At 65.7% G+C, this 4,380-nt stretch carries 3 protein-coding genes; all 3 read right to left on the bottom strand.

What is annotated here, in order from left to right:
• Positions 1-122 precede the first annotated feature (122 nt).
• Positions 123-1,025, bottom strand: a complete 903-nt coding sequence (locus FNJ47_RS44720) for an alpha/beta fold hydrolase (protein WP_163162987.1) — start codon at positions 1,023-1,025, stop codon at positions 123-125.
• Positions 1,026-1,031: 6 nt separating this feature from the next.
• A complete protein-coding gene (locus FNJ47_RS44715) occupies positions 1,032-2,651 on the bottom strand; it encodes a GMC family oxidoreductase (protein ID WP_163162985.1) in 1,620 nt (539 codons plus the stop codon).
• Between the two features lie 100 nt (positions 2,652-2,751).
• On the bottom strand, positions 2,752-4,059 hold the full coding sequence (locus tag FNJ47_RS44710) for an MFS transporter (RefSeq protein ID WP_163162982.1): 1,308 nt from the start codon (positions 4,057-4,059) through the stop codon (positions 2,752-2,754).
• Between the last annotated feature and the right edge of the window lie 321 nt (positions 4,060-4,380).

Raw genomic sequence — 4,380 nt, 5'->3', positions numbered from 1 at the left:
GCCATCCGCTTCCACGCCGCGTCGCTCAATACCAAACGGTCCATCACACCCAAGACGGCCTCCCCAAAAGCAGCCTTGAATCTGATTTGCTCCTAAAAGGGAATCCTTAGAGTCCACACCACCTAGTCCGCGCGCGCGGCAAATGCATTGAGCGCCGCAACCATCAACGTCGGCGCCTCCTGCGCAACGCAATGGCCGACGTTCTCGAACGTCCAGCGGCTCGCATGCGGGATCAGCGCTGCGGCGCGGTCGGCCATTTGCTTGTAGATCGGCCATGACTGCTCGGCCGTGGCGATGCAGACCGGGCAGGCGATCTCGGAGAACCATGGGAACGGATTGCCACGGGTGTCGCCGGTGTAGATCTGCTCCATGGCCTGGAAGATCGGTCCCAGCAGCGCCGACTCGATCTCGGGCGTGCAAAGCAGCCGCATGCGGCCGTCGTCCAGCGTCGCAAAGCCGTGATGGACATAGGCCCAAAGCGACGGCTCGGTCCACGGCGCGAAGGCCGGTGCAGCACGCAGTCGCCGGAACAGATCGGCGGCATTGTCGAATTCGGCCCGGCGGCGCAGCACGCCCTGCACCGATCCGTTCGCGATGTCGCTCAAGCCGCCGCTGCGCGGCGCGTGCGGATCCATCGCGGTCGGCTCGGTCACGAACAGCCGCGCGAAGCGGTCCGGCATCAGCTTCGTGGCGAGCATCAGATCGGTCGCACCGGCGCTGTGACCGATGCCGTAGATGTTCCGGAGGTCGAGACGTTCGACCACCATGCAGAGATCGTCGGCGAAGTCCTGGAACTGATAGTGCTGGGCCGCCGGCTTGTGGCTCAGGCCATGGCCGCGGCGGTCGAGTGCGTAGACGGTGTAGTCGGCGGCTAGCGCTTCGGCGACCTCGGTCCAGACCTCGGCGACAAAGCCGGTGCCGTGCAGCAGCAGCGCCGGCGGCTTGCCGGATGACGGCTCGCCCCAACGTGCCGCCGCGATCTGCGCGCCGGCATCTCCAACGAGAATCCGCTGCGGCTGCGTCATTGGCTGTTATCGCGCATCCTGCAGGATCATCGCCGCGGCCTTCTCGGCGATCATCGCGGTCGGCGTGTTGGTGTTGCCGGAGGTGATGGTCGGCATCACCGAGGCATCCGCGATGCGCAGGCGGTGCAGGCCGTAGAAGCGCAGGCGTTCGTCGACCACGGCCATCGGATCATTGGCCGTTCCCATCTTGGCGGTGCCGACGGGATGGAAGATCGTGGTGCCGATGTCGCCGGCAGCCTTTGCGAGCGAGGCATCGTCGTCGCCGACCGAAGGGCCGGGCAGGAATTCCTCGGGATGATATTTCTCCAGCGCCTTCTGCTTCATCAGCTTGCGCGTGGTGCGGATCGCGTCGGCCGCGACCTGGCGGTCGTCCTCGGTCGAGAGGTAATTCGGCGCGATCGACGGCTTGTCGTCAGGTGCGGTCGAGCGGATGCGCACGGTGCCGCGCGAGGTCGGCTGCAGATTGCAGGCGCTTACGGTGATCGCGGGGAAGCGATGCAAGGGATCGCCGAACTTGTCGAGCGACAGCGGCTGCACATGGAACTGGATGTTGGCGCGCGAGCGCGTCGCATCCGAGCGCGTGAAGATGCCGAGCTGCGACGGCGCCATGGTCAGTGGCCCACGGCGGCGGAACGCATAGTCGAGGCCCATCAGGCCGCGACGCACGAGGTTGTAGTAGGTCTCGTTCAGCGTGCGCACGCCCGACACCTTGTAGATCGCGCGCTGCTGCAGATGGTCTTGCAGATTATGGCCGATGCCTTGCACATCGGCGACGATGTCGACGCCGAGCGGCGACAGCCATTCGGACGGGCCGATGCCGGAGCGGTGCAGCACCTGCGTGGTTCCGATCGAGCCGGCGCAGAGGATCACCTCGCCCTTGGCGCGCGCCTCCACGGCCTCATTACCCTGGCGGAACAGCACGCCGGCGGCGCGGCCGCTCTCGATGATCAGGCGGTCGACCAGCACGTCGGTCTCGAGCCTGAGATTGCTGCGGTTCAGCACCGGCTTGAGGAAGCCGCGCGCCGACGACCAGCGCCGTCCGCGCTTCTGGTTGACGTGGAAATAGCTGGTGCCTTCGTTATCGCCGGTGTTGAAATCCGGAATGCGCTTGATGCCCATCTCCTCGGCGGCGTCGCCGACCGCCTCGAGGATCTGCCACGCCAGCCGCGGTGCCTCGATGCGCCAGCCGCCGCCGACACCGTGATGCTCGCTCGGTCCAAGGAAATGATCCTCCAGCCGCTTGAACGCCGGCAGCACGTCGTCGTAGCTCCAGCCGGTGAGGCCGAGCTGCCGCCAGTGATCGTAATCCGCAGCCTGGCCGCGCATCGAGATCATGGCGTTGATCGCCGACGAGCCGCCGATCACCTTGCCGCGCGGATAGGCGAGCGCGCGGCCGTTGAGGCCGGGCTCGGCCTCGGTCTTGAACATCCAGTCCGAGCGCGGATTGCCGATCGCGAACAGATAGCCGACCGGGATGTGAAACCAGATCCAGTTGTCCTTGCTGCCGGCTTCCAGCAGCAGCACGCGGTTCTTCGGGTCGGCCGACAGACGGTTGGCCATGATGCAGCCGGCCGTGCCTGCGCCGACGACAATGTAGTCGAAATCACCCTCGAGCCTTCGCGGCATGTCCTCGTTCCCGGCAAGCGTCTCTTGTTAGGCTCCTATTAGTCAGACGCAGCCGGTCGAGACAAGCCCGGCCCGTGGATGCCGGGCGTGCGCTGGATGATCAGGGACGGCTCGGTTCGGCCAGTGTGACCTCATGTGCCGCTCGGGGAACGCAGACGATCAGCGTCAGCATGCCGACGCCGAGCACGGCACCGACGAGGGCGAGCGGTGCGTAGATGCTCCCGGTTGCGACATTCATCCATCCGATCAGGGCAGGACACACTGCGCCGCCGAACGAGCCGATGGCGCTGATCAGCGCGATACCGCCCGCCGCAGCGCTGCCGTCCAGCATCGCGTTCGGAATGGTCCAGAACAGCGAGAGAATCGCGAAGATGCCGATCGAGGCGATGGCGAGCAGCGTCACGGTCAGGAGGATGCTGCCCTGCGCTGCCTGCAAGGCGATGAAGCAGGCCGCTGCGACGAGACCGCAGCACACCACGTGCCAGCGCCGTTCCCGCGTGCGATCGGAACTGTAGCCGATCGCGACCATGCCGATGGCCGAGACGACCGAGATCGCGCCGCTCAGCCAGCCGATCTCGGTGGTAGTCGCCACGCCAACACGCTTGAGCAGCGTCGGCGTCCACAGCAGGATGGTGTTGAGCGAGCAGAAGAACGCGAAATAGATGAAGGAGAGCAAATAGACGCGCGGCTCGCGCAGCGCCGCCGCGAAGCTGCTGGTGGTACCGGGAACGGCGGCACGATCGCGGGCGAGATCGCTCGCGATCTGACGCTGCTCGTCGGCACTCAGCCAGCTCGCGGCCTGTGGATCGTCGGCGAGATAAAGATAGGCGGCGACGCCGAGCAGCACCGCGGGGACGCCCTCGAGGACGAACAGCCACTGCCAGCCATGCAGGCCATGGACGCCCTGCATGTGATCCATGATCAGGCCCGACAACGGTCCGGCGATGACGCCGCCGAGCGGCACCGCCATCACGAACAGGCTCGTCATGCGGCCGCGCACGCGGTCGGGAAACCACAGCGTCAGATAATACAGGATGCCGGGGAAGAAGCCGCCCTCAGCGGCACCGAGCAGGAAGCGCAGCAGATAGAGGTGGTACTGGTTCTGCACCAGCGCGAGCAGCACGGTCACAGTGCCCCACAGCACCATGATCCGCAGCAGCGTCTTGCGGACTCCGACCTTGACCAGCAGCAGATTGCTCGGCACTTCGAGCGCGACATAGCCGACCGAGAAGATGCCGGCGGCAAGCCCGAACACGGCGTCGTCGATGTTCAGATCGTGCAGGAATTGCAGCTTGGCAAAACCGATGTTGAAGCGATCGATGATCGCAACCGTGTAGCACGCCAGCAGGAACGGGATCAGGCGCCAGGCGATCCGTCCATAGAGCCGCGAATGGGCCGCATCCTGCATCGTAACCTCCGAATGATTGTTTTGATTGTTGGGTCGCATGCCGACGACAGTGGGCTCCCTCGCCCCGTTCTTACGGGGAGAGGGTGGGGTGACGGGCTGTCTCCGCACATACGGTGATAGTTGTGCTTGCGGAGACCCCCCTCACCCGGATCGCATTACGCTGCGCTGCATGCGATCCGACCTCTCCCCGCAGGCGGGGCGAGGTAAGGGGGAGCCCGTTGCTACGGTCAAGTTGAACCCGGTTAGCCCGCCTTCGCGCTTGCCGGAAACTCCAGCATCGCTTCACCGGCCGCGACCGTCTCGCCGCGCTGGTTCTGCACG

Source organism: Bradyrhizobium uaiense (genome assembly GCF_010811875.1).
Taxonomy (GTDB): domain Bacteria; phylum Pseudomonadota; class Alphaproteobacteria; order Rhizobiales; family Xanthobacteraceae; genus Bradyrhizobium; species Bradyrhizobium uaiense.
Note: the sequence above shows the minus strand (reverse complement) of the source record. Positions and strands in the feature narration are given on the sequence as shown.